This is a genomic window from Kitasatospora sp. NPDC017646, from assembly GCF_044329365.1.
GTDB lineage: Bacteria > Actinomycetota > Actinomycetes > Streptomycetales > Streptomycetaceae > Kitasatospora.
Window position 1 is genome coordinate 1 of record NZ_JBIRJC010000020.1, and the last position, 25808, is coordinate 25808.

A 25808-nucleotide genomic window follows, 5' to 3' on the forward strand; every position below is an offset into this window, starting at 1 on the left:
CCGGGGGGGGGGGGGGCGGCCCCCCCCCCCCCCGGGCCCCCCCGGCCCCCCCGCCCCGGGGGGGGGGGCGCCCCCGCCCCCCGGGGGGGGGGGGGGGGGGGGGGGGGCCCCCGGGGGGCCCCCCACGACCGCGGCACGCTCAGCCCAGCCGCTTGGCGACCTTCTGCTCGGCCTCCCGCAGGTAGCGGGCCTGGTCCCCGAGCCGGCTGCCGGCCCCCTTGTAGAACCGCGGGCTCTCGATCGTGGCCATCCGGTCCGAGAGGGCCGTCGCCAGCTCGGCCGTGACCTCCACCAGATCGGCGAGCGCGCCCAGCATCACCCCCTCCTCCGCGGCCGGGACCTTGGCCCGCCACCCCTCCTTCGACTTGGGCAGCGCGTTCTCCCGCAGCTGCCGCCGCGCCTCCTCGACCGCGTCGACCATCGCCCTCATCCCGCTGTCCATCGCGCCTCCGCTCCCGTCCGCCCCTCAGGTGTTCCGGCCAGCCTTCCCACCCCGCCACCCCCGTCACACCCGGCGGACGGCGCAATCCGACGAGCCCCGGCGCGGCGCAGCTCCTAGCGTGGTCCGGGGACCGCCCGGGCGCGCCCGGGCCCGGGCCCGAGACCCCCATCAGGAGGAACCCCGACCATGACCGCAGACCTCTCCGAGCTCACCGGGGACTACGTCCTCGATCCCGCCCACACCCGGATCGGCTTCGTCGCCCGGCACGCCATGGTGACCAAGGTCCGCGGCGCCTTCCACGAGTTCGAGGGCACCGCCCACCTGGACGGCAGCGATCCGAGCCGTAGCTCCGCCCGGCTCACGATCCAGGCCGGGAGCATCGACACGGGCGTCGCCCAGCGCGACCAGCACCTGCGCGCCAACGACTTCCTGGACGTCCCCAACTTCCCGACCATCACCTTCGTCGCCACGGCGGTCGAGGCGCGCGGGACCGGCGAGTACCGGGTCACCGGGGACCTCACCATCAAGGACACCACCCGTCCGGTCTCCATCGACGTCGAGTACACCGGCAACGCCGTCGACCCCTACGGCAACCTGCGCGTCGGGCTGGAGGGCTCGGTCACGATCAACCGCAAGGACTTCGGGGTGACCTGGAACGCGGCGCTGGAGGGCGGCGGCGTCCTGGTCGGCGAGAAGGTCGTCCTGGAGTTCGACGTCTCGGCCGTCCGCCGGAACGGGCAGGGCCGGTAGCACCGGCACCGCCACGACCGCCGACCGGAACCGAGGATTCGAAAATCCGCCCTGTAGCACCCGAAACCCCCTTAGGCTGCTTACATGGCAACCGACGACTCCCTCGCGACCGGACAGCGCTCACTCGGCGACCCCACCATCGACTACCCCCTCTGGCCCCCGTTGACCTCGGGCTGCCCGCGCACCAGCACGGAGGACGTCTCCTACCCCGTCGACGTCGACTACGCCTACGACAAGGCCGATCCCGCCGCCCTGTTCGCCCCCGTACGGGCCCGCGGCGGCCTGGAGCGCTGGGCGCCGTTGCTGCCCCCGCTGCTCGCGCCCGGGCTCGGCGAGGGGGCCACCCCGCTGGTCGAGATCGAGCCGGGCGTGTACGTCAAGGACGAGTCCCGCAATCCGACGTGGAGCCACAAGGACCGGCTGAACCGCTGCACCACCAGCGCCGCCGTCGGCGCCGGCGCACCCGGCATCGCGGTGGCGTCCTCCGGCAACCACGGAGCCTCGGCGGCCGCCTACGCCGCCCGTGCCGGGCTGCCCTGCGTGGTGTTCACCGGCCCGGACACGCCGCCCGCCGTGGACGCCTTCCTCAACGCCTACGGCGCCGTGGTGCTGCCCGTCCCCTGGGAGGCCCGCTGGCCGCTGCTGCGCCAGGTGGTGGAACGTCTCGGCCTGCACCCGGTCAGCAACCTGACCACCACCCACACCGGGCACGCGTACGGCCCGGAGGGCTACAAGACCGTGGCGTACGAGATCTTCCAGGACGTCGGCGTGCCGAGCGCGGTGTTCGTTCCGACCGGGTACGGCGAGTTGCTCTTCGGCGTCTGGAAGGGCTTCGAGGAACTGCGCCGGCTGGGCCTGGCCGACCGGGTGCCACGGGTGTTCGCCTGCGAGTCCGCGGCCTCCGGCGCACTGCACCGGGCGTTCGCCGAGGGCGCGCCGGCCGCGCACGTGACGGTCGGCGCGAGCGAGGCCTACTCGATCGCCTCGCCGGTGAGCGGCTACCGGGGCGTGCTGGCGGTGCGCGAGAGCGGCGGCCGGGCGCTGACCGTGGACGACGGCCAACTCCTCGCCGCCCAGGGCGAGCTGGCCCGGGCCGGGCTGTGGGCCGAGCTGTCGGCCGCGGCCGGCCTGGCCGGGCTGCGCGGCCTCGGCGCGCAGGCGCCGGACGACGGCCCGGTGGTGTGCGTCTCCACCTCCAGCGGCTTCAAGGACAAGGGCATGGGCTCCCGCCGGACCGCCCCGGCCGTCCCGACCTGGGAGGAGGTCGAGCGCCGGCTGCGCGCGGCCGGGATCACCGGCTGACCGCGCACGGACAGAGGACGGAAAGAACACGGAAAGAGGGCGGAAAGAGGGCGGAAGCACGCGGAACCGGTTCCGGCAGCCTGCTGTTCGTCGTGCCGTTCGCTGACGTAGGGTCGGTGTTCGCTCACGCACAGCAGGCTGGCTCCGCCCCAACTCCCCCGCGTCGAAGGGCCGTCACCGTGATCCGTTCCTCCCGTCGCCTGTTGCCGCTGGCCGTCGCCGTCGCGGCGGTGCCCGTGCTCGCGCTCCCGGCGGTGCCGTCCGCCGCGGCCTCGTACGGCACCCCGACGATCACCTTCTCGGCGGACTACCTGTCCGGCGCGGTCGGCGCCGTCGGCGATCCGACGGTGGGCATCACGGTCGCCCAGAGCGGCGCCTCCGCCTCGGCGTTGACGGTCGCCGCCTCCGCCAGCACCCGCGGCAGCGTGGCGCGCACCGGCGACGTCACGGTGACCGGCAGTGGCGCCGGCCGCACCCTGGCGGTCGCCGCCCGGGGCGTCGGGTACACCGACCTGACCGTCAAGGTCACCGGCCTGGGCGGCAGGACCGCCACCCGCACGCTGCACTACGCCGCCTCCCCCGCCGTCCGGGACTCCGCCGCGAGCCGCTACCTGACCGGCTCCAGCGACGCCTCGGCCGCCGTGGACGCGGGCGGCGGCTACATCCTGGTCGGCGACGACGAGTCCAACACCCTGCGGCTCTACGACCGCGACAACTCGGGCGCCCCGGTGCGCACCTGGGACTTCGGCTCGGTCCTGGGCGTCGACAAGGAGATCGACATCGAGGCCGCCGCCCGGGTCGGCGACACGATCTACTGGACCGGCTCGCTCGGCAACAACAAGGACGGCAAGGTCAAGCCCGACCGGCACACCCTGTTCGCCACCACGGTGACCGGCTCCGGCGCCGATACCCAGCTGTCGCCGGCCGGTTCGTACCACGGCCTGCGCGACGACCTGATCGCCTGGGACTCCGCCCACGGCGACCGTTACGGCTTCGCGGCTGGGGCCGCGGACGGGCAGGCACCCAAGCAGATCGACGGATTCGACGTCGAGGGCCTGGAGTTCGCCCCGGGCAGCGGCACCACCGCCTACATCGGCTTCCGCGCGCCTCTCGCCCCGGCGGTCCCCGGCGGCCGGGCGCTGCTGGTGCCGGTCACCAACTTCCCGTCGCTGCTGGACGGTTCGGCGGCGCACGCGACCATCGGCGAGCCGATCGAGCTGGACCTCGGCGGCCTGTCCGTCCGCGACCTGCGCCGCAACGCGCGCGGCCAGTACCTGATCGTGGCCGGTTCCTGGGCGGCCGAGGACAACTCGGCCCCGTACGCGCTCTACCGCTGGGACGGCCGGCCGGCCGCCGCGCCGGTCAAGCTGATCGACCTGCCGACCAGCGACGCCGGCGCCTGGGAGGCCGTCCCGGAGGTGCCGGACCTGGACGCCCCCGGCGCCCGCGCCCAGCTGATCACCGACAACGGCTCCGCCGACCTGTACGGCGACGGCACCGCCGCCAAGGACCTCACCCACCCGGAGTGGAAGAAGTCCCGCAGCAGCTGGTTCACCCTGGGCTGACCCGAGACCGGCCCCTCGGTTCCGCCAGGCCGAGGGGCCCACCCTCCGACGCACCCCGCTACGCCGTGGTCCGCGCCCGCCGCACCAGCCACCAGGCGGCCGCCAGCGACAGCACGAACACCGTGAGGTTCAACCCGTTCTCGATCAGGTGGAACGTCCCCAGCCGCCCCGCCGACTGGTAGCTCTGCTGGACCCCGACCAGCCCCTGCTGCTTGAGGCAGGAGACGAAGGCCTCGCCCCGCCCGTCCGGGATGCTGCCGCAGTACTGCGTCATCACGTCGCTGTACGAGTGCACGTGCCCGGCGGCGTCCACGAACGGCGACTTGCCGCCGTCCAGCAGCAGTTCGTCGGGCACCGGCCCGTACGGGTCGGCGCCGGCGGTCCGGTCCGGCCCGAGCGGGATGACCCGGGTGAGCGGCTCCAGCAGGTGCGGCCGCAGCTGGTCCATCAGCGTGGTGCGCGCCCCGAAGGCGCCGAGCACCAGCGCGAAGGCGGGCAGCAGCCGGCGCAGCCCCGCGCCGACCGCCACGCCGAGCATCCCCCAGGCGACGCCGAGCGTGAGCGGCATCCAGCCGCCGGCCTGGAACAGCGTCCCCTCGAACAGGCTGCGCCGGTCGGCGAGGTGGACGAGCTGGGCGACGTGCAGGCTCTCGGCGGAGAGCGCCGCGGACAGCACGACGACGAAGGTGCCGAGCACGGCGAGCTTGCCGAACAGCCAGCGCTGCGGGCTGATGTCCTGGGACCAGGCGAGCACCAGGGTGCGGTGCTCGTACTCCTTCGCCAGCAGCGGCACCCCGAGGAAGGTGCCGATCATGGCCGGCAGGAAGACCACGGAGTTGAGCTGGTAGCCGGCGATGTCGGCGGCGTCCCTGATCCGGCCGAGCCGCTCGTCGGCGACCGCCTTGGCGCAGTCCGGGCCGTGACACAGGTCCATCGCGCTCCGCAACTCGGCGGCGTTTAAGGCCATCCAGGCGAGGATGACGACGGTGAGGACGGTGAAGGAGATCAGCTGGGCACGGTGCTGGCGCCAGGTGAGCCAGAGGATGCCGCGCCACAGGTTCCCCCGGGCGGCCGGCGCGGGCCGGGCCCCGGCGGCCTGCGCCGGGGTGGTGACGGAGGCACTCACAGTCCGGTCTCCCCGAGTGAGGTCTTGAGGTAGGCGAGCACGACGTCCTCCAGGGTGACGGGGTGTGCCGTCCAGCCGGCGGCGTCGAGTGGGGTGGCCGCGCCGAGCAGGCCGCGCACCACGAAGGTGGACTGCCGGGCGGTGTGGGACTGGTGGACGACCTCGCCCTCGACCGGTGGCCGCGCCGAGCGCGGGCCGGTCAGCCGCAGGTGCTGGGAGAGCAGGTCCTCGGTGTCCCCGTCGAGGATGTTGCGGCCGTGCGAGAGCAGCAGCAGGTGGTCGCCCACGCCCGCGAGTTCGGCCACCACGTGGGTGGAGAGCAGCACCGTCATCCCGGTCTCCGCGACCTCGCCGAGCAGTTCGCCGGTGACGGCCTTGCGGGCCACCGGGTCGAGGTTGGCCAGCGGCTCGTCCAGCAGGAGCAGCGAGGGGCAGGCGCCGAGCGCGACGGCGAGCGCGACCTGGGCCTGCTGCCCGCCGGAGAGCTTGTCGCAGCGCCGGTCGAGCGGGATGTCGAACCGCTCCAGCCAGCCGAGCGAGCGCTGCTGGTCCCAGACGTGGTTGGTGTGCCGGCCGAAGTCCAGCATGTCGGCGACGCTGAAGCCGCGGTAGAGCGGCTTGTCCTGGGAGAGCAGCACGACCCGCCCGCCGACCCGGTACTCCCCGGCGGTGGGGCGGACCATGCCGCTGACGATCCCCATCAGGGTCGACTTGCCGGCGCCGTTCGCGCCGACCAGGGCGATGACGCCGCCGGCCGGGAGGGTGAAGCCGCAATCGTCCAGGGCGGTGACGCCGCGGTACTTCTTGGTCAGCCCGCGCACCGTCAACGCGGGTTCGGCGGCGATCACGCGTCCGCCCCGTGCCACCGGCGCTCGGCGGCGGTCGGCTCCTCGGCGAGCACCGCGGTGACCAGCGCCTTGACGTCCTCGTCCTCCAGTCCGGCCTCGCGGGCCTCGCCGACCCAGCGGGAGAGCCCCGTGCGCAGCCGCGCCATGTCGTGCGGCTCGACGGCGCCGAGCGAGCCGGTGACGAAGGTGCCGGAGCCCTGCCGGGCCTCGACCAGGCCGACGTGCTCCAGTTCGCGGTAGGCCTTGAGCACGGTGTTGGCGTTGATCGTGCACGAGACGACCACGTCGCGGACGGCCGGGAGGCGGTCGCCGGGCTTGAGCACCCCGAGCCTGAGCGCCTCCCGCACCTGGCGGACGAGTTGGGCGTAGGCCGGGAGGCTGTCCGCCCGGTCCACGTGGAATTCGATCACGGGGCATCTCCTCGATCCGTGAAGAAGACGAGGCCTGACTCAGACCTGGCTCAGGCCCGACTCGGGCCCGCTGAAGGCCTGGGTCGGGCCCGGCCGGGGGGCCTGCCCGTGAATTGTTACGCTCTACTAGAACACTAGTCAACCACTACACTGAAACGCCGTCACTCCGAGCCGCCGCTCAGAGCTCGACCAGCACCTTCCCCCGGCTCGCCGACCGGTCGGCGTAGAGACTGCGGTAGGCCGCCGGGATGGAGTCGAACCCCTGGTGGACGGTCTGCCGGTACTTCAGGTCACCGCTGCGCACCAGGGCACCGAGGTCCCGGCGCAGCGCGGACCAGTTCTCGTCGGTGAACCACTCCAGCGCGAAGACGCCGCGGATCAGGGTGCGCGGAAACATGATCATCGGCAGCAGCCGGGGGCCCGACCACTCACCGCCCACCTGGCTCCCCCACTGCCAGCAGACCGCCACCCGGCTGTCCACCGCCAGCATCCCGAAGACCGCGTCGGTGAGCGCGCCGCCCAGACTGTCGAAGTAGCGGTCGACGCCGTCCGGGGCGAGGGCGGCCAGCTCCTTCGCCAGCCGCTCCGGTTCGTCGCCGTCGCGGTAGTTCAGCACCGCGTCGAAGCCCAGCTCCGCCAGCCACTCGGCCTTCGCCGGGGTCGCCGTGGTGCCGATGACCCTGGCCCCCCGGTGCTTGGCGAGCTGGCCGACCACCGAGCCGACGGCCCCACTGGCCCCGCTGACCAGCACCGTCTGGCCGGGGCGGACGTCCAGGAACTTCTCCACCGTCCCCCAGGCCGTCATTCCCGGGCCGCCCAGCAGGCCGAGCGCCGTGGTGATCGGCAGCCGCTCGTCGTAGTCCGCGCGGTCCAGCCGCCGGTAGGCCGGGAAGACCATCGGGAAGGTGCCGGTCTGCCAGAGCCGGGACGCGCCGTCGCCGATCACGTGGCTGCGCCAGCCGCCGAAGCCCTGCACCAGGTCGCCGACCGCGAACCGCGCGGCGGGACCGGCCTGCACCACCTCCATGATCGAGTCGGCGCCCATGTGGTCGCCCACCGGGGTGTCCAGCGCGATCCCCTGGAGGTACGGGTCCACCGACACCCACCGGGTGCGCAGCAGCATCTCGTCCTCGGCCAGCCGGACGGGCACCTCCTCCACGACCTTCCGGTACATCCGGTCCACGTCCGGAACGCCGTCCACGTGCTCGCGGACGATCCACTTCTCGATCCGAACCACATCACTCACGAGGTGACTCCAAACTGCCGGTCGTCGGGCCCGACCGTTTCGGTGATCAGGGTGGGTGGCGGGGCGAAGTCGTCCACCTCGGCGGTGAACGGACGGCCGTCGTCGCGGCAGATGAACTGGACGACGTGCCGGCCGGCCGCGGCCGCGCGGATCAGGCCGCCGGTGGTCGCCCAGACGCCGGAGAGGTAGAAGTTCGCCAGGCCGGGCAGTCCCGGACCGTTGCGCTTGATCTCCTCCTCCAGGGTCTCCCCGCCCTCCACGAAGGGCTGCCAGCCGAGCACCGTGCCGTCGTAGTTGCCGGTGTAGCGGACCTGGGTGAGCGGGGTGGAGACGTCCCGGACGGCCACCGCCTCCCGCAGCCCGGGGTGGTGGCCGTCCAGGAACTCGATGACGGCGTCGCGCACCCGGCGCTTCTCCCGCTGGTACTCCCGGCCCCGGCCCACCGGCAGGGTGTGCAGTTCCTCGCCGCGCCGCAACCGGGGCGCCTGCTCGGGTCCGGTGCTCAGCCTCCGCCAGGGAGCGATGTCGCAGAAGTAGCTGGCGTAGACGACGGTGGTCGCGTCGGGCGACAGCTCCGGGTAGTGGCGGCTGCGGAACTGGATGTTGATGCTGGGGTGGCGGATGCCGGTGAGCCGCGCCGCGAACTCCTCCTCCAGCAGGTAGGTGGTGCACGGGTCGCCCGCCGGGAAGGGCCGGCGCAGGCCGAGGAAGACGGTCAGGTAGCCGGGGAAGACCATGCCCGGCTCGGTCAGCGTCCTGGTGTAGAGCCTGCGGTAGGTGTCGTTGAGGTAGCGGCCCTTGAGCAGGTCCATCACCGTGGTGCGGCCGTCGCAGGCGGCCACCACGATGTCGGCGCGCACCTCCCGCCCGTCGCTCAGCCGCACCCCGACGGCGGTGTCCCGCTCCACCAGGATCTCGGTCACCTTGGCGTTGTAGGTGATCTCGCCGCCGAGCCGCCGGTAGCGCTGCTCGATCGAGCGGGCCAGGCCCAGCGAGCCGCCCTCCGGCACTCCGGCGGACTGCCCGGCGTGCGAGGCGAGTTGGAAGTACGTGGGCAGCACCGGGAAGTTGGGGTGCTTCTCGTACAGCACGAAGTTGAACGCCTCGCGCAGCAGCGGGCTGCGGAACCGCGCCGAGTAGTCGCTCATCAGCACCGAGATCGAGCGCCGGATCACGTTGAAGTACGGCAGGAAGGAGGCGAGCATCCGCCAGCGTTCCCAGCGGCCCATCAGCCCGACCGGTTTGAGGAACGGGTAGCGGGCCAGCGCCTGGCGGAACGTGCGCAGCCCGTCGCAGAACTGGCGGATCCGCCGGGCGTCCTCGGGCGCGAGGTCCACCAGGTGGGCCTCCAGCCGGTCCGGGTCGGAGTAGAAGTAGACCGCCCGGCCGTCCCGGGTGCGCACCACGTTGAACACGTCGAAGTTGCGCATCCGCTTGCCCTGCAGTGCGCCGAGTTCGAGCCAGATCCGGTGCATCTCGTTGCCGGGACCGCTGCCCAGCAGCCAGCTGATGCAGCAGTCGAAGGTGAACTCGCCGCGGTCCCAGGCGGTGCAGCAGCCGCCGGGCAGCTCGTGCATCTCCAGGATCCGGGTCCGGTAGCCGTTCATCTGCGCGTAGCAGCCGGTGGACAGGCCGCCGAGCCCGCCGCCGACGACGACCACGCTCTGCCTGGGGCTCATTCGCTCACTCCCGTGGTGGCCCGGTCGAGTTGCGGGAGGTGGCCCCACTTGCCCGGGTGCCAGGGTTCCCGGTTGTCGCTGGGCCAGGCCCGGAACGGCCGGCCGAGTTCCCGGCAGAGGTACTGCGCCGCGTACCGGCCGCTGGTGGCGGCCCGGATCAGGCCGCCGAGGGAGGCCCACTGCCCGGCCATGGAGAAGCCGCTGAGCCCGGGCAGCCGCATCCGGTCCCGGTTGACCAGGCGGTTGACGGTGTCCTCGGCCTCGGAGAAGGCCTGCCAGGCGAGGATGCTGCCGCGGGTGTTGCCGGTGAACCGCTCGGTGGTCACCGGTGAGGCGACGTCGACCAGTTCGATCCGCGCGCCCAGCCCGGGGTGGGTCCGCTCCAGGAACTCCCGGACGAACGCGGCCACTTGCTCCTTGCGCTCCCGGTAGGCCCGGCGGTCGCGCATCCGCAGGTCCTTCCAGGAGCGGTAGTCGCTGAAGTAGGTGCAGTGCAGCACCGACTTGCCGGGCGGCGCGAAGCCCTCCGCGTAGGCGGAGCGCAGCTGCACCACCAGGCTCTGCTGGAGCGAGCCGGGCAGCCGCCCGGCGTCCTCGGGTGCCAGCAGGTAGGTGCTGCAGTGCGGTTCGCCCTGCGGCAGCGGGCCGTCCACCCCGACGAAGGCGGAGACCACGGCCGGGTAGAGGTTGCCCGGCTTCTCCAGCAGTTCGCCGTACAGCCGGTCGGTGGCGGGGCTGGAGTAGCGGCCGCGCAGCAGCCGGTCGAGCACCGTCGGGCCGTCGCAGGCGGCCACCACGTGATCGGCGAAGTGCCGTGTGCCGTCCCGCAGTTCGACACCGACGGCGCGCCCGTCCTCGACCAGGATCCGGTCCACCCGGCAGCGGTAGCCGATCACCCCGCCGAGCGAGGTGTACCGCTCCTCCACCGAGCGGGCCAGCCCCAGCGACCCCCCCTGCGGGAAGCCCGCGTTGCCGGTGTGGGCGGCGGCCAGGGTGTACAGGTACGGCAGCAGCGGGAAGCCGGCCGGCTCCTGGAGGAACATGGCGGGGAAGGCCCGGCGCAGCAGCGGGTCCCGGAAGCGCTCGGCGAAGCCGCTCATCGGGGTGGTCCCGGTGCGCCAGAACAGCCGGAAGGCGGGCAGCACCGCGCGCAGGGTGCGCAGCCGTTCGGCGGTGGTCCGCAGCGGCGGCGGGGTGAGGTCCCAGGGCAGGTCGATCGCGGCGAAGCGGCGCAGGTCCCGGCAGAAGGCCCGGATCGGCCTGGCGTCGCCAGGGGCGAGGGCCAGCAGGTGGCCCTCCAGCCGGTCCGGGTCGGTGTGGAAGGTGACGGAGCGGCCGTGTTCGTCGACGACGCGGTTGAAGGTGGCGAAGTGGGTCACCGACTTGCCGTCCAGGGCGCCGAGTTCGCGCCAGACCCGGTGGGCGCCGGTGCCCTCGGCGGTGCCGATCAGCCAGTCGATGCAGTAGTCGAACAGGTAGCCGCGGCGGGACCACGCGGCGCAGCAGCCGCCGGGCAGCACGTGCTTCTCGAAGATCCGGGTCTCCAGCCCGCTCATCTGGGCGTAACAGCCGGTGGCGAGGCCGGCCAGGCCCGCCCCGATCACGATCACCCGGGGCGGGCCGCCGGCCGGCCGCTCCCGGGCGGACCAGTCCGGCCCGCGGTCAGCCCCGGCCATCGGCGGCGCCTCCGGCCAGGATCGCGGCCGCCAGTTCGGCGTTGCGGGCGGCGGACTCGCCGTCGAGCATCTCCGCATGGCTGCCGTGGCCGACGTACACGGTGGTGCCGGTGGTGGAGGCGCCGTGCCAGGAGCCCGGTTCGTCGCCGACGTGCACGGCGAGGCGCCCGCGTTCGCAGAGCACGTCCAACTGGGCCCGGACCGTACCGCTGTTGGGGGTTCTGCTGCAGAACTCCAGGTAGTCCCGGGCCTGTTCGAGCGTCTCCCGGGCGACGATCCGCGAGCCGGTGTGGCGGTGCAGGTGCTCCTGGAGTTCGTCCTCGAAGACTGCCACGTGCTCCTCTCCGAGGTCGAAGGCGTCCAGCGATCGGTAGGCGTCGACCAGCAGCACCGAGGTGACCGTGCGGCCGCGCCGCTCCAGTTCCTTGGCCACCTCGAAGGCGAGGTTGCCGCCGAGCGAGTAGCCGAGCAGCCGGTACGGCCCGGCCGGGTGCAGCGCCTCGACCTGGTCGGCGTAGCGGGCCGTCTTGTCCCCGCCGGTCAGGTAGTTGAAGGCGGCGATCCGTTGCTCGGGCAGGTGGGCGGCGAGCTGTCGGTAGACCAGGCCGTGGCCGCCGGCCGGCGGGAAGCAGAACAACGTGCGGTCCTCGGGCGCGGCGGAGTTGAACCACAGGTGGGGCTGACCGCCGGCCAGCTCGCCGGTGACGATCTGCTCGACGGTGCGGGCCATCCCGTGCAGGGTGGTGACCTTGAACAGCTGGCCGACCGGGATGCTGATGGCGAACTCGGTCTGGAGGTGGTGGATCAGTTCGATCAGCCGGATGGAGCTGCCGCCGAGCTCGAAGAAGTCGTGCTGGAGGCCGACCTCGGCCAGCCCGAGGAGCTTGCGCCAGTGCTCGGCGACCCGCTTCTCGTAGAGGGTGACGGGCGGTTCGGGCCGCTCGTCGCCGGTGTCGGGGGCGGGCTCGGGCAGGGCGGCCAGGTCGACCTTGCCGTTGGGGGTGAGCGGCAGGGCGGCGAGTTCGGCGAGGTAGGAGGGGATCATCACGGTGGGCAGGTGTTCGGCGAGGTGGCGGCGCAGTTCGCGGCGGTCCGGCCGGACGCCCTCGGCGGGCACCAGGTAGGCGGCCAGGACGGCTTCCCCGCCCGCGTCCTGGCGTACCGTCACGCACGCCTCGGCGATGTCGGGCCGGGCGGTGAGGTGGGCCTCGATCTCGCCCGGTTCGATCCGGTGGCCGCGCACCTTGACCTGGTTGTCGATCCGGCCGAGCAGGTGCGCGGTGCCGTCGGCGTCCCAGCGGCCGAGGTCGCCGGTGCGGTAGAGCCGCCTGGGCGTGCCGTCCAGGTCGAGCGTCCGGAAACGCCGTTCGGTCTGCTCCGGGTCGTTCGGGTAGCCGGCCGCGACGCCCGCGCCGCCGACCCACAGCTCGCCGGGCACCCCGACGGGGACGGGCTCGCCGTAGCGGTCGAGGACGTACAGCTCGCTGTTCGGGAAGGGCCGCCCGATCGGGACCATCCGGCCGGGTTCCAGCGCCTCTGCGGCGCCCTCGTAGTAGCTGCTGTCCACGGTGGCCTCGGTCAGCCCGTAGGAGTTGACCAGCCTGGTCGCCGGGCCGCACAGGGCGCGCAGGCGCTGGTGCTCGGAGGCCTTCCAGGAGTCGGAGCCGACGACGAGCAGCCGCAGGAAGTCCAGCCGCAGGCCCTCGCGTTCGCAGTGCGCCAGCAGGGCGCGGGCCACAGCGGGCACGAACTCGCCGCAGTCCACGGCCTCTTCGCGCATCACCCGGTGGAGCCGGGCGGTGTCGAAGAGCAGTTCGCGGTCGACCAGGACGAGGGTGCCGCCGGCGCCGAGCGCCCGGGCGAGGTCGCCGGTGAACACGTCGAAGGCGGTCCCGGCCATCTGGAGGTGCACCCGGGCCTCGGTGTCCAGCCGGTACTCGGCCCGCCAGCCGGCCGTCACGGCGGCCAGGTGGCGGTGGTCGACCCGGACACCCTTGGGGCGGCCGGTGGAGCCGGAGGTGTGGATCACGTAGGCGGGCCGGTCGGGGTCGGCGGCGGGCAGCGGTCCGGTGTCGGCGGCCGGTCGGTCCAGCTCCTCCAGGGTGACCAGCGGGGCCGGGAGGTCGGCCGCGACCGGGTGCCGCTCGTCCACCACGACCAGGGACGCCCCCGCGTCGGCCACCTGGTACGCCAGCCGGTCGGCCGGGTGCCCGGGGTCGAGCGGCAGGTAGGCGGCGCCGGCCCGCCAGACCGCCAGCAGGGTGGTGACCAGCTCGGGCGACTTGTCCAGGCACACGGCGACCACGGAGCCCTCGCCGACGCCCAGTTCGCGCAGCCGGAGGGCGGTGCGCTGGGAGCGGCGGTCCAGCTCGCCGTAGCCGAGCCGCCGGACGGCGTCCCGGCCGGGGGCGACCACCGCGACCGCCTCCGGGTGCTCGGCGGCGGCCTTGGCGATCAGTTCGGGCAGCGGCACGTCGTGGTCGATCCGCCGCTGGACGCCGCTGAACCCGGCGAGGATGCGCCGGCGCTCGGCCGGGTCCAGCATCCGCAGCCGGCCGACCGGTTCGGCCTCGGCGGCCCGGGTCATGGCGTCCAGCAGGTTGCGGTAGTGCGCGGCGAGGCGCCGTACGGTGGCGGGCTCGAAGAGGTCCGAGTTGTACTTGAGGACGCAGTGGAAGCAGCCGTCCGCACGGTCCTCGTAGGCGGACAGCGTCAGGTCGAACTGCCCCTCTTCCTCGGGGAGTTCGATGTACTCCAGGCGATAGCCGAAGCGCTCCACCGCGACCTTGTGGGTGAGCAGGATGAACATCGCCTGGAACACCGCGGAGCGGCTCGGGTCGTGCTGGAGGCCCAACTTCTCGACCAGCAGCGGGAACGGGTACTCCTGGTGGTCCAGCCCACCGAGCACGCTCTCCCGCACCCGGGCCAGCAGTTCGGTCACCGTCGGCTCCCCGGCCAGGCTGACGTGCAGCGGCAGCGGGTTGACGAAGTAGCCGTAGACGGAGGCGAACTCCTCCTCGGTGCGGCCGGTGACGGGGCTGCCGACCACGATGTCCTGCTGTCCGGACCACCGGTGCAGCAGCAGGTAGTAGGCGCCGAGCAGCACCATGAACGGGGTGGCGTTGTGGGCCCGGGCCAACGCGTGGACGCGGTCGGTGAGTCCGGCGTCCAGCCGGAAGAACTCGGAGGCCCCGTTGTGGGTCTGCACCGCCGGGCGCGGCTTGTCGGTGGGCAGCTCCAGCACCGGCATCCCGGTGGGCAGGTGGGCGCGCCAGTAGTCCAGCATCCGCTGGGCCTGCGGCCCGGCCAGGAAGCGGTTCTGGTGGTTGAGGAAGTCCAGGTAGCGGGCGGCCACCGGGGGCAGTTCGGGTGTGCGGCCCCGGCTCAGCGCCTGGTAGACCTCGAACAGCTCCTCGATGAAGGTGAAGGTGGAGATCGCGTCCGAGACGATGTGGTGGACGGCCTTCATCAGCACCCAGCGGTCGGGCCCGCGCCGGAACAGCCGCAGCCGTACCAGCGGGTCCTCGGCCAGGTCGTACGGCCGCCGGTACTCGCGGACGATCAGCTCGTGGATCTCCTCCCAGGGGCGCCCCTCGACGTCGAACAGCCCGGTGTCGGCGACGGCTTCGGCGCGGATCCGCTGGACGGGGCGCCCCTCCTCCGCGGTGAAGGCGGCGCGCAGCCCGGGGTGCCGGGCGACCAGGAAGGCGAAGGCGGCGAACACCAGCTCCGGGTCGAGTTCGGCGCGGACCTCGACCGCGCCGCCGATGTTGTACGCGAAGCCGTCGGGGTGCAGCTGACGCAGGAACCACAGTGCCTGCTGGTTGTGGGTGAGCGGGTAGCGGGTCTCGTCGGTGTGCAGCTCGACCTCGGCCCGCTCGGGCCCGCCCTCCGCGGCGAGCAGCGCGTCCAGGCCCGCGGCGAGCAGGTCGACCAGGTCGGCGACGCTGCCGTTGCTGAGCAGGGCCACCACCGGAAGGGCGACGCCGAGTTCGGCGTGCACCCGGGCGCGCAGCTCCATGGCGAGCAGCGAGTCCAGGCCGTGGGCGCCGAGCCTGGTGTCCGGGGTGATCCGCTCGGCGCCGGCGCGCAGCACGGCCGCGGCGGCCGCGGTGAACCGCTCGGTGGCCAGCTGTCGGCGGGTGTCCGGGTCGGCGGTGCGGTAGCCGTCCAGGAAGCCGCCGGTCCCGGTCGGGGCCTGGTCGGCGGCGCCGGCCGCCAGCTCGGCGACCAGCGGCGGCGGGGCCGGGTACCAGGCGAGGAAGGTCGGCCAGTCGACCACGGTGGCGACCAGCAGCTGGGCGCGGTCCTGCCCGAGGACGCGTTCCAGTACCGCGGTGCCGGCATCCGGCGGCAGCGAGCTCATGCCGCGGGCGTCGCGGTAGTGGGCGACCAGGCCCAGTTCCTCGATCATGCCGGTGGCCCAGGGCCCCCAGTCCAGGCTGAGCGCGGGCAGGCCGTCGGCCCGGCGGTGGTGGGCGAGGGCGTCCAGGAAGGCGTTCCCGGCGGCGTAGTTGGTCTGGCCGGCGGTGGTGAGCAGCGAGGCGACGGAGGCGAACAGCACGAAGTGGTCGAGCGGCTCGGCGCGCAGCAGCCGGTGCAGCAGGTGGGCGCCGACCACCTTGGGGGCGAATCCGGCGTCGAAGGCGGGGCGGTCCATCTGGGTCAGCAGGGTGTCCCTGACCTGCCCGGCGAGGTGGAACACCCCGCGGATCGGCGGCAGTTCCCGCTCGCGGTACTCGGCGTGCCAGGCGCCGAGGGCGGTCTCGTCGGTGACGTCCACCGGAGCGAGCAGCGGTTCGGCGCCGAGCGCCTCCAGTTCGCGCAGGAAGGCGATCCGCTCTCCGGCGGGCGTGGCGGGGTCGACGGTGTGCCACTCGGCGCGCGGGGGCAGGGCAGTGCGGCCGAGCAGGATCAGCCGCCGGGCGCCGCGCCGCACCAGGGTGCGGCAGAGCAGTCGGCCGAGCGCGCCGAGCCCGCCGGTGACCAGGTAGCTGCCGTCGGGGCGCAGGACCGGCGGCAGCGGTCGGGCGAGGCCCTCGGCGGGGCGCAGCCGGCTGGTGAGCCGGCGGCCGGCCCGCAGGGCGAGTTCCTGCTCGTCGTCGGCGGCGTGCTCGGCGGACGCGGTTGGGGCGGACGCGAGCTCGGCGGACGCGGTTGGGGCGGACGTGAGTTGGGCGAGCAGCGCCTCGGCCTGCTCCCGGGCCGGTACCGCCGGATCCAGGTCGATCAGGCAGCCTCGCTGGGCGACGAGTTCCTGCTGCCAGAGCACCCGGCCGATGCCCCAGGCGGGGGCGCCTAGCGGTTCGACCCGGTCCTGCGGCCCGGTGGCCTGGGTGCCCCGGGTGACGATGTGCAGTCGGCCGTCCGGGCGGGCGGCGGGCAGGGCCTGGGCGAGGGTGACCAGCGAGTAGGCGCCGTGGGTGGCGAGCCGGTGGAGCTGCCCGGGGTCGGTGGCGTCCAGGGCGGGCAGGTCGAGGTTCCACAGGTGGACGACGGTCCGGTAGGCCGGGTCCAGGTCGGCGAACAGCCGGCGGAGGTCCTTGGCGGAGTCGGGCCGTACGGTCGCCGTCGCTTCCGTGAAGTCGTACGCGCGGCCGGGCCGGACGAGGTGGCAGCGGGCGCCGCGGTCGGCGGCCAGCCCGGCGAGCCGCTCGGCGAGGCCGCCGTCGTCCGCGAAGAGCAGCAGGTCTGGGGTGGGCCGCTGGTTCGGCGGTGCCGGGGCGTCCTGCCAGACGAGTTCGGTGAGCCAGCCGTCGATGGTGGCCAGGCTCACCGAGGCGGCCGCGCGGGCGACGTCGGTGGCCTTGAAACCGGTGATCCGCCCGAGCGGGGTGCCGTCCTCGGCGTACAGGGCGAGGTCGCCGAGGAGTTCCTCGCCGCTGTCCCGGGTGACGGTGGCGTGCACCCACAGCGGCCGGGAGCCGATCGCGTCGAGGCGGACCTCCTCGATCGACACCGGCAGCCGGACGCCGCCGCCCCCGGGGGCGTGCAGCCGGGTGGTGAGCAGGGTCTGGAAGCAGGCGTCGAGCAGCACCGGGTGCAGGTGGTGGTCGGCCGCGTCGGGGCCGAGCCGTTCGGTGGGGCGGATCAGGGCGAGTGCCTCGTCGGGCCCGGTCCACACCTCGGCGACGGCCCGGAAGGCGGGCCCGTAGTCGTAGCCGCGTTCGGCCAGACGCCGGTAGCAGTCGGGGCCGTCGAGGTGCCGCCCGCGGGCGCGCAGCGCGTCGAGGTCGGCGACGGGCCCGTGGGAGCGGCGCTGGCCGGTGCGGACCCGCCCGCCCGCGTGCACGGTGGGCTCGCCGCCGGCCGGGGTGGAGGCGATGGTGAAGCGGGCGTCCTCGGGGGCGTAGCCGAGCTGCACGGGGACGGGCTCGGTGTCGGAGAGGAACAGCGCCCGGTTCAGCTCGATCTCGGCGAGCACCACCTCGGTGCCGCCGGTCAGCGCGCGGACGGCCTGGGCGGCCATCTCCAGGTATCCGGCGGCCGGGAAGACCACCCTGCCCTCGATCCGGTGGTCGTCCAGGTAGGGCAGCCGCTCGGGGTCGAGCGCGGTGGTCCAGGAAGGCTGCACGGCGGCGGTGCGGCGGCCGAGCAGCGGGTGGTCGACCCGCCCGAGCCGGACCCGCGCGACCGGTTCGGGCTCCACCCAGTACCGCTCGCGCCGCCACGGGTACCCCGGCAGTGGCACCGGGCGCCCGGCGGGCTGGAGCGCGTCCCAGCTCAACTCCACTCCCAGGGCGTGGAGTTCGGCCAGAGTACGGGCGATGCGCTCGGGCTCGTCCTGCCCGCGGCGGATCGAGGGCAGGGTGTGCGCCCGTTCGGCGCACTCGCGGATCGCGTGGCCGAGCACCGGGTGCGGGCCGACCTCCAGGAACACCCGGTGTCCGTCCTCGGCCATCCGCTCGACGGCGGCCCGGAAGCGGACCGGGTGGCGCACGTTGTGCCACCAGTACTCGCCGTCCAGCTCCGGCCCCCGGGCGGTCCCCTCGCGCGCGGTCAGGTAGAGCGGCAGCCGTGCCGGCTGCGGTGCGATCCCGGCCAGCGCGGCGGTCAGCTCGCCGCGGATCGGGTCCATCCGCACGCTGTGGTAGGGGACTTCGACGTCCAGCAGGCGGGCGAAGACGCCCTGCCGTTCGAGCTCCCCGGCCAGTTCGCGCAGCGCCTCGGTGTCCCCGGCGAGGGTCACGGCGGAGGGGCTGTTGACGGCGCCGAGCGAGACCCGGCTGCGGTACGGGCGGATCCGCCGCTCGGCCTCGGCCTCCGGCAGGCCGACGGCGAGCATCGAGCCCGTCCCGGCCAGCCGCTGCTGGAGCCTGCTGCGGGTGAGCACCACCCGGACAGCGTCGGCCAGGTCGTAGACCCCGGCCTGGTGGAAGGCGGCGACCTCGCCGGTGCTGTGGCCCACCACCGCGTCGGGCCGCAGTCCGTGGCTCTGCCAGAGTGCCGAAAGCCCCAGCTGGACGGCGAAGTTGGCGGGCTGGGCGAGCCAGGTCCCGGCCATCCGGGAGTCGGCCTCGTCGCGTCCGAGCTCCTCCAGCAGCGACCAGCCGGCCTGGGCGCGGATCTCCGCGTCCACGGCCCGCACGGCGTCCCGGTAGACCGGTTCGCTCTCGTACAGGCCCCGGCCCATCCCCCACCACTGCGGGCCCATGCCGGTGAACACCCAGGCCAGGCGCCGCTGCCGGGGCTCCCGGGCGCGGCCCCGGACGACCTGTGGGTGAGTCTCGCCGCGCTCGCAGGCGGCCAGCGCCTCGTCCAGGTCGGCCGGTCCGGAGTGGACCACCGCGAGCCGCTCGGGCAGGTGCTGGCGGCGGTGCGCCAGGGTGTGGCCGAGGTCCGCCGGTGAGACGCCGGCGGCCAGCTCCCGCCGTACGGCGGCGGCGAGTTCGGGCAGTCCGGCGACGTCCCGGGTGCTCAGTGGCAGTACGGTGACGGCCGGCCGGGGCGCGGGCTCCACGGGGGCGGGCGGCGGCGGTTCCTCCAGCAGGACGTGGGCGTTGGTGCCGCCGAAGCCGAAGGAGTTGACGCCCGCGCGGGCCGGTCCCCGGTGTTCGGGCCAGTCGACGGGGGCGGTCGGGATGTCGAAGGGCAGCGCGGCCAGGTCGATGCCGGGGTTGGGCCGCTCCAGGTTGAGGTGCGGCGGGATGCGGCGGTGCCGCAGGGCCAGCGCGGTCTTGATCAGTCCGGCGACGCCGGCGGCGGCCTCGGTGTGCCCGATGTTGGTCTTCACCGAGCCGACGTAGCAGCGCTCCCCGGCCCGGCGGCCGATGCCCAGCACCCGGCCGAGGGCGGCCGCCTCGATCGGGTCGCCGACCGGCGTGGAGGTGCCGTGCGCCTCGACGTACTGGAGGCTGCCGGGCAGCACCCCGGCCTCGGCGCAGACCCGCTCGATCAGGGCGGCCTGGGCGTCGGCACTGGGGACGGTGATGCCGCTGGTGCGGCCGTCCTGGTTGACGCCGCTGCCGAGGATGACGGCGTGCACCGGATCCCCGTCGCGCAGCGCGTCGGAGAGCCGCTTGAGCACCACCACGCCGACCCCCTCGGCCCGCACGTAACCGTCGGCGGAGGCGTCGAAGGCGCGCGAGCGGCCGTCAGCGGAGAGGAAGCCGCCCTTGGTCTCGGCGATCGTGTACTGCGGCGCCATGTGCAGCAACGCGCCACCGGCCAGAGCGAGTTCGCTCTCTCCGCGGAGCAGGCTCTGGCAGGCGAGGTGGACGGCCACCAGGGAGGAACTGCACGCGGTGTCGATCGAGACGCTGGGGCCGCGGAAGTCGAAGCAGTGCGAGATCCGGTTCGACACCATGGTCATCATGGTGCCGGTGGCGGTGTGCGCGGCGATGGTGGCGAAGTCGAGGTCGGCGAACTGGAGGATCTTCCAGTCCAGGGTGAAGGCGCCCATGTAGACGCCGACGTCCCGTCCGGCCAACTCGCCGGGGCGCAGCCCGCCGTCCTCCAGCGCCTCCCAGCTCACCTCCAGGAGCTTGCGCTGCTGCGGGTCCATGTGGGCGGCCTCGCGCGGGCTGATCCCGAAGAAGTCCGGGTCGAAGGTGTCGAAGCCGTCGATGTAGCCGCCCCGGCCGCCGGTCAGCCGCCCCGGCTTGGCCCGGTCCCGGCTTCCCAGGGTGCCGGTGTCGTACCGGTCGGCGGGGGTGTCGGTGAGACAGTCCCGGCCCTCGATCAGATTGCGCCAGTAGGTGCGGTGGTCGTTGGCGTGTCCGGGCAGGCGGCAGCCGATTCCGGTGATCGCGATCCGTTCGCAGGGGACGGCGAAGGGCGAGGTGGTCATGGTCCAATCCGAGGGGTGGTGGCGCGGGCACGGGCGAGGGGGCGGCCTCGCGGGGAGGTTCGTCGGGGCCTGGGTGTCAGGCGGACTGCTCGGTGGTCTTCGTCCGACGCCACGGGTGCAGCAGGGTGGCGCCGATCTCGTCGGTGGTCGGGAACGCGGCCGGGTCGGTGAGGCCGACGGCTTCCGGGGTCCTCCCGGGCCGCCAGGTGAAGCTTCCGAACACGTGGTCCCACAGCGACAGGTCGGAGGCGTAGTGGCCGGCCTCGGCGAGGTCGGTGCTGTGGTGCAGACGGTGGAGTTCCGGGCCGGCCAGCACGTGGCCGAGCGGACCGATGCGGACGTCGATGTTGGCGTGGACGAAATACCCCTGCGCCATGACGAATATTCCGACCACGAACACCGAGTCCGGCGAGAATCCGATCAACGCCAGCAGGAGTTGGACCACGGACTGTGCGAACAGGACGTCCAGGAAATGGTTCACGCCGTTGTTGGCGACGTTCACCTTGTCCGGCACGTGGTGCACCCCGTGCAGCCGCCAGAGCCACCGGTTGTGGTGCGACCAGCGGTGCACCAGGTAGTCGCCGAGCGAGCCGAGCAGCAGGGCGAGCGGGATCTCCAGCGCGAACGGCAGGGCCGGACGGGCCGGGCCGAGCAGCTCCACCAGCGTGGTCACCAGCCCCTGGGCCAGCCCGCCGCCGACCATGCTGAGCACGAAGTAGACGCCGTACCGGCGGAGTTCCCGGCCACTGGGGTGCCAGTCGGTACGGTACGGGATCACCCGTTCCAGCAGCGCCAGGTAGCCGATGACGGCGATCAGCACGAGCGGGGAGACCTTGTCGGGCGTCCAGTGGAAGCGCAGTGTCGCGACGGCCGTGCACAGCACCCCCAGCAGCAGGAACGGATGCGCGAGCCGGCGTGCGATGGCGGACAGCACGCTCCCCCCAAGTTATTCGCTGACTAACGAACGGAAACGTCAGAGACTCTAGCGGGAGCCGTCGACATGGTCAGTCATTCGACGTGTTAACGCCATGAATAACCCGATCGACGGAAGATCAGTGCACGAAGTTGACGTGTGAGCGGCGCGAACGGGGCACATCCGCGGCCGGGTTCTCGGGCCACCGGAGTGCGGTGCGCACGGCGCTCGGACGCATCGCCGTCCCGCGCCCCCTCCTGGGGCACCGGGGTCAGGACCCTGCCAGCTCCGCCAACCGCCGCGCGGCCTGCGGCTCGTACGGCACGAGGCGCCCCCGCAGGCCACGCAGCTCGTGCCCCACCAGCGAGGGCAGCGCGGCCACCGGGGACGACTCCAGCGCGGGCCCGAGCAGTTCGACGGCCGCCCGCGGGTCGTGCGCGCAGGCGTGGCAGTCGGCCGCCCGGACGGTGAACAGCAGTCGGGTGGAGGGCAGCTGGGTCGGGCCGAGCAGACCGAGCGCGGTCTCGGTGGCGGCCAGCGCCCGCCGGGCCAGCCGGGGGTCGTCGACGGCGGCGGCGAGGTCGCGCAGGGCGGCGGCCGCGGCGGACTCCACCCGTAGCCGCATCGAGGCGATGGACAGCCACGGCACGTCCGCCTCGTCCCGGGCGTCGAGGTGCTCGACGTGCGTCCGGGCCAGGCCGATCTCCCGGAGCGTGCCGCGCACGTCGCCGGTCAGGGCACGCGCGCGGGCCCGGCTGATCCGGTCCATCGCACCGGCCCAGGGGCGGCCGGGGGCGACCCGGTCGATCTCGCGGGCGTAACCGAGCGCGGTCGCCGCATCGCCGTCCAGCCGGGCCAGGACGCTCAGGTCGCTGAGCGTGCCGACCACGGTGGCCCGGTCCCCGGCGAGTTCGGCCCAGGTCAGCGCGCGGTCGAAGCAGGCCATCGCGGTGGCGTTGCGGCCGCCCTGCATCCGCAGCGCCCCGGCGGCGTGGGCGTGCTCGGCGGCCAGCAACTCGCCGCCCGAACCGAGGAGTTCGTCGATCCTTTCGGCGATCCTCGGGGTGACCCGGCGGGCGCCGTGCTCCATCTTGCTGACCGCGGTGTGGTCGTAGCCGAAACGACAACGGCTCCGGCTCCGCCGTCCTGCTGGAGAACGCCCTCGCGCTCGCCCAGCAGAACCCCACCCTCGCCCGGCACGTCCGGTTCGCCTGGTGGACCGGTGAGGAGCAGGGCCTCCAGGGCTCGCAGTACTACGTCGGCCAGCTGAGCTCCGCCCAGCGCTCCTTGAACCCGTCCTCGGTGCAGTCCGGCGCCTCGGCCACGATGACCGTCGCCACCGCGGCGTCCACCGCCCCCGGCACCTACGGCATCACCGTCGCCGGAACCGGCTCCGCCTCCCACACCACCAGCTTCACCCTGGTCGTGGGCAACGCGAACCCCGACCCCGGCAACGCCCGGACCCCCGGCACCACCTACCAGGCGGGCGACATCGTCACCTACAAAGGCCTCAGCTACCGCTGTCTCCAGGGCCACACCGCCCAGGTCGGCTGGGAGCCGCCGATCGTCCCGGCCCTGTGGGAGGCGGTGTGACCCACACGCCCTGACACCACCCGAGCCGCTGCGCCGCGGGTCCGTCGAGGGGGACGGACCGCGGCGCAGCCGTGTGCGGGGGCAGCTGCGGTCACCCGGGGTGGAGGGCCGCCCGGACGTTGGCGTCCATCGGCAGGATCAGCAGGCTGCCGTGCTCCCAGGTCCAGTTCCCCGTCAGGAGCGGGACGGGAAGGGGGCCGGACGGGGCCCCGCCGATCCCTGTCCGTTCGTGCACGCCAGGACAGTCCTCCGCCCGGGTGGCCTGATGAGCCGCGGGTCACCGCGGGTCACCACGCCGCGCCCCGGGCCCACCCGTCTGGCGTACAGTCAGCCGGGGCCTTCCGGCCCCGCCACCCGTCGGCCGAGTCGAGGAGAACCGCTGGTGACCACGGACGCCATCCCCGTACCGGAACTGGCCCCCGCGGCCGTCGAGCAGTGGCGCGCCGAGGAGGCCGAGCTGGTCGAGCTGCTCGCCCGGGCGCAGCGGGGCATCGGCGGCATCGCCGCCTTCCGGCTCGGTCCGACGCCGACCGTGCTGGTCACCGACCCGGCCGCGGTCCAGCACGTCCTGGGCCGCCACCCCGACCGGTACGTCAAGCGCTCGCACCGGGCCCGGATGCTGGTCGGCGACGGCGTGCTGTCCGCCACCGGGGACGCCTGGAAGCGCCGACGGCGTCTGCTGCAGTCCCAGTTCACCGGTCCCGGCATGCGCCGCTACGAGCAGCGGATCGCCGCCGCCGCGCGCCGGACGGCGCAGCGCTGGGAGGGGTACCGGCGCAGCGGGAAGACCTTCGACGTCGGCGAGGAGATGCGCGGCTTCGCCCTGGACACCGTCTGGCGGGCGCTCACCGGGCGGGAGCTGGACGAGCGGACGGACACCGAACTGCGGGCGGTGGAAAGGGTGGTGGCCGCGATGCCGACCCTTCCGACCAACGCGGCCGACGCCCGGGACGCCGTCGCCGAGGACCTCGCCCGGATCGACGCCGTCGCCCGAGCCGCGATCGAGGCGGCGCGCACCGCGGACGCCGCGGACGCCGCGGACGCCGCGGAACCGGGGGTGCTCCGCGCCCTGCTCGACGCTTCCGACCAACACCCTGAGTACACCGACCAGTTGATCCGCGACGAGCTGGTCACCCTGCTGGTCGCCGGCCACGAGACCACCGCCACCACCCTCACCTGGCTGTTCCTGCTGCTCGACCGCGACCCCGGGGCGCGCGACGCCGACCCGCAGGCCCTCGTCAGCGAGACCCTCCGGCTCTACCCGGCCGCCTGGATGCTCCCCCGGCACGCCGTCGAGGACGACGTGATCGCCGGCCACCGCATCGCCGCCGGCACCGACGTACTGGTCTGCCCCTACCTCACCCACCGGGACCCGTCCCTGTGGCCCGACCCGGAACGCTTCGACCCCAGCCGCTTCGCCCCCGGCGCCACCCGCCCCACCCACCTCGGCGCCTACCTCCCCTTCGGTCTGGGCGCCCGCGCCTGCCTCGGCACCCAGTTCGCCCTCCGGGAGACCACGGCACTGCTGGAACTCCTCCTCCCCCTGGGCCCGTTGGAGTTCCTCGCCCGCCCCACCGGCCAGGCCTTCGGCATCACCGTCCGCCCCGACGGCCCCACCCCGGCGGTGCTGCGCACGGCCCGCCGAACCGGCCCTGGACGGGCGCCTCTCAGCTGACGAACCCGAAGGCGGTGACCAGCAGCCGGCTGACGTACGGGGTCTCCGCACCCACCACGCCCGTCGGGTTCACCGAGTACACCAACGTGCGGCTCAGGTCGCGGGTGGCGAACACCCCGCTGGTGTAGCCGGGCCGGGAGCCGGTCTTGCCCCAGGCGACCACGCCGTCCTGCTCGATCCGCTGCAGGCCCGTGCTCAGGCAGGCGCGGGAGGACGGGCCCTTGCCGCAGTCGTTGTTGTGGAAGTTCGGCACGTCGGGGACGGTGAACAGGTTCTCCTGGACGGAGGCGGGCAGCAGCCGCCCCCGGTACAGAGCGGTGATGAAGCGGTCCAGGTCGGCGGCGCTGGAGATCATGCCGCCCTCGACCCACGGCCAAGGGCTCTGCTCGGTGACGTCGACGCCGGTGTTGCCGCCCTGGTCCGGGACGGTCAGGTAGCCGTGCGCGGTCGGGTGCGGGAGCGCCGGGTCGTCCGCGTCGGGCACGGAGGTCTGGCGCAGACCGAGCGGCCCGGTGATCCGGTACTTCACCTCGTGGGCGAAGCTGTGCCCGGTGACCTTCTCGACGATCATCCCGGCGAGGAAGGTGTTCATCCCGTTGTACTGCTGCGCGGTACCGGGATCGAAGTTCCTCGGCGCCTTCCGCAGCGTGGCGACGACCTGCTCGGGCGTCCAGGCGTCCAGGCGGTGCGCCGCGAACCAGGCGGTGGTGCCGTCGCCCCACATCTCGTCCGACCCGGTGGACAGGCCGCTGGTGTGATTGAGCAACTGGCGTACGGTGACGGGCGGGTAGCCCTCCGGCAGCACCTCCGGCAGGTACTGCTGGACCGTGTCGTCCAGGCTCAACCGGTGTTCGCCGACCAGCTGGAGCGCCACGGTCGTGGTGAACGCCTTGGAGATGCTCCCGATCCGGAAGCGCCCGTGAGGATCCACGCCCGCTCCGGTCTCCTGGTTCCCGGTCCCGGAGGCTCCCACGAAGCTCCCGGCACTGCCGCCCACCCGCACGAACGCCCCGGTGATCGCGGCCCCCGGCCGCTGGTCCAGCACGGTACGGATGGCCGCCGGGTCGAGCGGCGGCAGCGGCGCGGTCGCCGTGGTGCTCGTGACGGACGGTCCGGGTGCGGCGAAGGCCGGCGCGCTCACGCCGATCGTCATGGCGGCCAGCAGTGCGCCCCCGACCATCAGACGGGTCCAACGGCTGTTCTTCGCAGGGGTGTTCACGGTGCGAGTGCTCCCAACGGATTTCGTCGTCCGCACCGACGGTGGCGTCGACGCGCTGCGTGAGAGCCTGTCAGG

At 73.8% G+C, this 25808-nt stretch carries 16 protein-coding genes and 1 pseudogene; 5 read left to right on the forward strand and 12 right to left on the reverse strand.

Going from position 1 to position 25808, the window contains the following annotated elements; translation table 11 throughout:
- Positions 1-139 precede the first annotated feature (139 nt).
- Entirely contained in the window at positions 140-442 is a 303-nt protein-coding gene (locus ACH4J0_RS27260) for a hypothetical protein (protein WP_396243232.1), read from the reverse strand.
- 186 nt (positions 443-628) lie between these two features.
- Between ACH4J0_RS27260 and ACH4J0_RS27265 the strand changes: the two genes are divergently transcribed.
- The 3 genes from ACH4J0_RS27265 (at position 629) to ACH4J0_RS27275 (ending at position 4059) form a co-directional block, all read left to right on the forward strand.
- Positions 629-1192, forward strand: coding sequence for a YceI family protein (locus tag ACH4J0_RS27265; RefSeq protein WP_396243234.1), 564 nt, complete (start codon positions 629-631; stop codon positions 1190-1192).
- An 84-nt stretch (positions 1193-1276) separates the two neighbouring features.
- A complete protein-coding gene (locus ACH4J0_RS27270) occupies positions 1277-2494 on the forward strand; it encodes a pyridoxal-phosphate dependent enzyme (RefSeq protein WP_396243235.1) in 1218 nt (405 codons plus the stop codon).
- A gap of 179 nt (positions 2495-2673) precedes the next feature.
- On the forward strand, positions 2674-4059 hold the full coding sequence (locus ACH4J0_RS27275; RefSeq protein WP_396243236.1) for a DUF3616 domain-containing protein: 1386 nt from the start codon (positions 2674-2676) through the stop codon (positions 4057-4059).
- A 58-nt stretch (positions 4060-4117) separates the two neighbouring features.
- Here ACH4J0_RS27275 and ACH4J0_RS27280 read toward each other — a convergent pair whose 3' ends face one another.
- The 9 genes from ACH4J0_RS27280 to ACH4J0_RS27320 form a co-directional block, all read right to left on the reverse strand.
- A complete protein-coding gene (locus ACH4J0_RS27280; protein ID WP_396243237.1) occupies positions 4118-5185 on the reverse strand; it encodes a hypothetical protein in 1068 nt (355 codons plus the stop codon).
- Positions 5182-6033 (reverse strand): ABC transporter ATP-binding protein, encoded by an 852-nt coding sequence (locus ACH4J0_RS27285; RefSeq protein WP_396243238.1) that lies wholly within the window; start codon positions 6031-6033, stop codon positions 5182-5184. Before ACH4J0_RS27285 ends, ACH4J0_RS27280 begins: the two co-directional genes overlap by 4 nt.
- Positions 6030-6443: a GntR family transcriptional regulator gene (locus tag ACH4J0_RS27290; RefSeq protein ID WP_396243239.1), complete on the reverse strand. Its 414-nt coding sequence runs from the start codon at positions 6441-6443 to the stop codon at positions 6030-6032. Before ACH4J0_RS27290 ends, ACH4J0_RS27285 begins: the two co-directional genes overlap by 4 nt.
- A 178-nt stretch (positions 6444-6621) precedes the next feature.
- On the reverse strand, positions 6622-7689 hold the full coding sequence (locus tag ACH4J0_RS27295) for a zinc-binding dehydrogenase (protein WP_396243240.1): 1068 nt from the start codon (positions 7687-7689) through the stop codon (positions 6622-6624).
- Positions 7686-9368 (reverse strand): phytoene desaturase family protein, encoded by a 1683-nt coding sequence (locus ACH4J0_RS27300; RefSeq protein WP_396243241.1) that lies wholly within the window; start codon positions 9366-9368, stop codon positions 7686-7688. The genes ACH4J0_RS27295 and ACH4J0_RS27300 overlap by 4 nt, the downstream gene beginning before the upstream one ends.
- On the reverse strand, positions 9365-11044 hold the full coding sequence (locus ACH4J0_RS27305; protein ID WP_396243242.1) for a phytoene desaturase family protein: 1680 nt from the start codon (positions 11042-11044) through the stop codon (positions 9365-9367). The genes ACH4J0_RS27300 and ACH4J0_RS27305 overlap by 4 nt, the downstream gene beginning before the upstream one ends.
- Entirely contained in the window at positions 11031-20333 is a 9303-nt protein-coding gene (locus ACH4J0_RS27310) for an amino acid adenylation domain-containing protein (RefSeq protein ID WP_396243243.1), read from the reverse strand. Before ACH4J0_RS27310 ends, ACH4J0_RS27305 begins: the two co-directional genes overlap by 14 nt.
- 76 nt (positions 20334-20409) lie before the next feature.
- Positions 20410-21267 (reverse strand): sterol desaturase family protein, encoded by an 858-nt coding sequence (locus ACH4J0_RS27315; protein WP_396243244.1) that lies wholly within the window; start codon positions 21265-21267, stop codon positions 20410-20412.
- Positions 21268-21517: 250 nt separating this feature from the next.
- Entirely contained in the window at positions 21518-22336 is an 819-nt protein-coding gene (locus ACH4J0_RS27320) for a hypothetical protein (RefSeq protein ID WP_396243245.1), read from the reverse strand.
- Positions 22337-22353: 17 nt separating this feature from the next.
- On the opposite strand from ACH4J0_RS27320, the pseudogene ACH4J0_RS27325 reads away from it, so the two are divergent.
- Positions 22354-22839: pseudogene (locus ACH4J0_RS27325) on the forward strand (carbohydrate-binding protein); the annotation flags it as partial.
- Positions 22840-22930: 91 nt separating this feature from the next.
- Here the strand turns inward: ACH4J0_RS27325 and ACH4J0_RS27330 are convergent.
- Entirely contained in the window at positions 22931-23074 is a 144-nt protein-coding gene (locus tag ACH4J0_RS27330) for a hypothetical protein (RefSeq protein ID WP_396243246.1), read from the reverse strand.
- A 147-nt stretch (positions 23075-23221) separates the two neighbouring features.
- On the opposite strand from ACH4J0_RS27330, the gene ACH4J0_RS27335 reads away from it, so the two are divergent.
- The gene (locus tag ACH4J0_RS27335) at positions 23222-24514 is read left to right on the forward strand and encodes a cytochrome P450 (RefSeq protein ID WP_396243247.1); all 1293 of its coding nucleotides are present in this window, start codon (positions 23222-23224) and stop codon (positions 24512-24514) included.
- On the opposite strand, the gene ACH4J0_RS27340 is transcribed toward ACH4J0_RS27335, so the two are convergent.
- Positions 24507-25733, reverse strand: a complete 1227-nt coding sequence (locus tag ACH4J0_RS27340; RefSeq protein WP_396243248.1) for a serine hydrolase domain-containing protein — start codon at positions 25731-25733, stop codon at positions 24507-24509. The genes ACH4J0_RS27335 and ACH4J0_RS27340 overlap by 8 nt on opposite strands.
- Between the last annotated feature and the right edge of the window lie 75 nt (positions 25734-25808).

What these genes read in the sequence shown, in the direction of transcription:
- ACH4J0_RS27260 (WP_396243232.1), bottom strand. Translation starts at nt 442, where the DNA reads ATGGACAGCGGGATGAGGGCGATGGTCGACGCGGTCGAGGAGGCGCGG.
- ACH4J0_RS27265 (WP_396243234.1), top strand. Translation starts at nt 629, where the DNA reads ATGACCGCAGACCTCTCCGAGCTCACCGGGGACTACGTCCTCGATCCC.
- ACH4J0_RS27270 (WP_396243235.1), top strand. Translation starts at nt 1,277, where the DNA reads ATGGCAACCGACGACTCCCTCGCGACCGGACAGCGCTCACTCGGCGAC.
- ACH4J0_RS27300 (WP_396243241.1), bottom strand. Translation starts at nt 9,368, where the DNA reads ATGAGCCCCAGGCAGAGCGTGGTCGTCGTCGGCGGCGGGCTCGGCGGC.
- ACH4J0_RS27305 (WP_396243242.1), bottom strand. Translation starts at nt 11,044, where the DNA reads ATGGCCGGGGCTGACCGCGGGCCGGACTGGTCCGCCCGGGAGCGGCCG.
- ACH4J0_RS27310 (WP_396243243.1), bottom strand. Translation starts at nt 20,333, where the DNA reads ATGACCACCTCGCCCTTCGCCGTCCCCTGCGAACGGATCGCGATCACC.
- ACH4J0_RS27320 (WP_396243245.1), bottom strand. Translation starts at nt 22,336, where the DNA reads ATGGAGCACGGCGCCCGCCGGGTCACCCCGAGGATCGCCGAAAGGATC.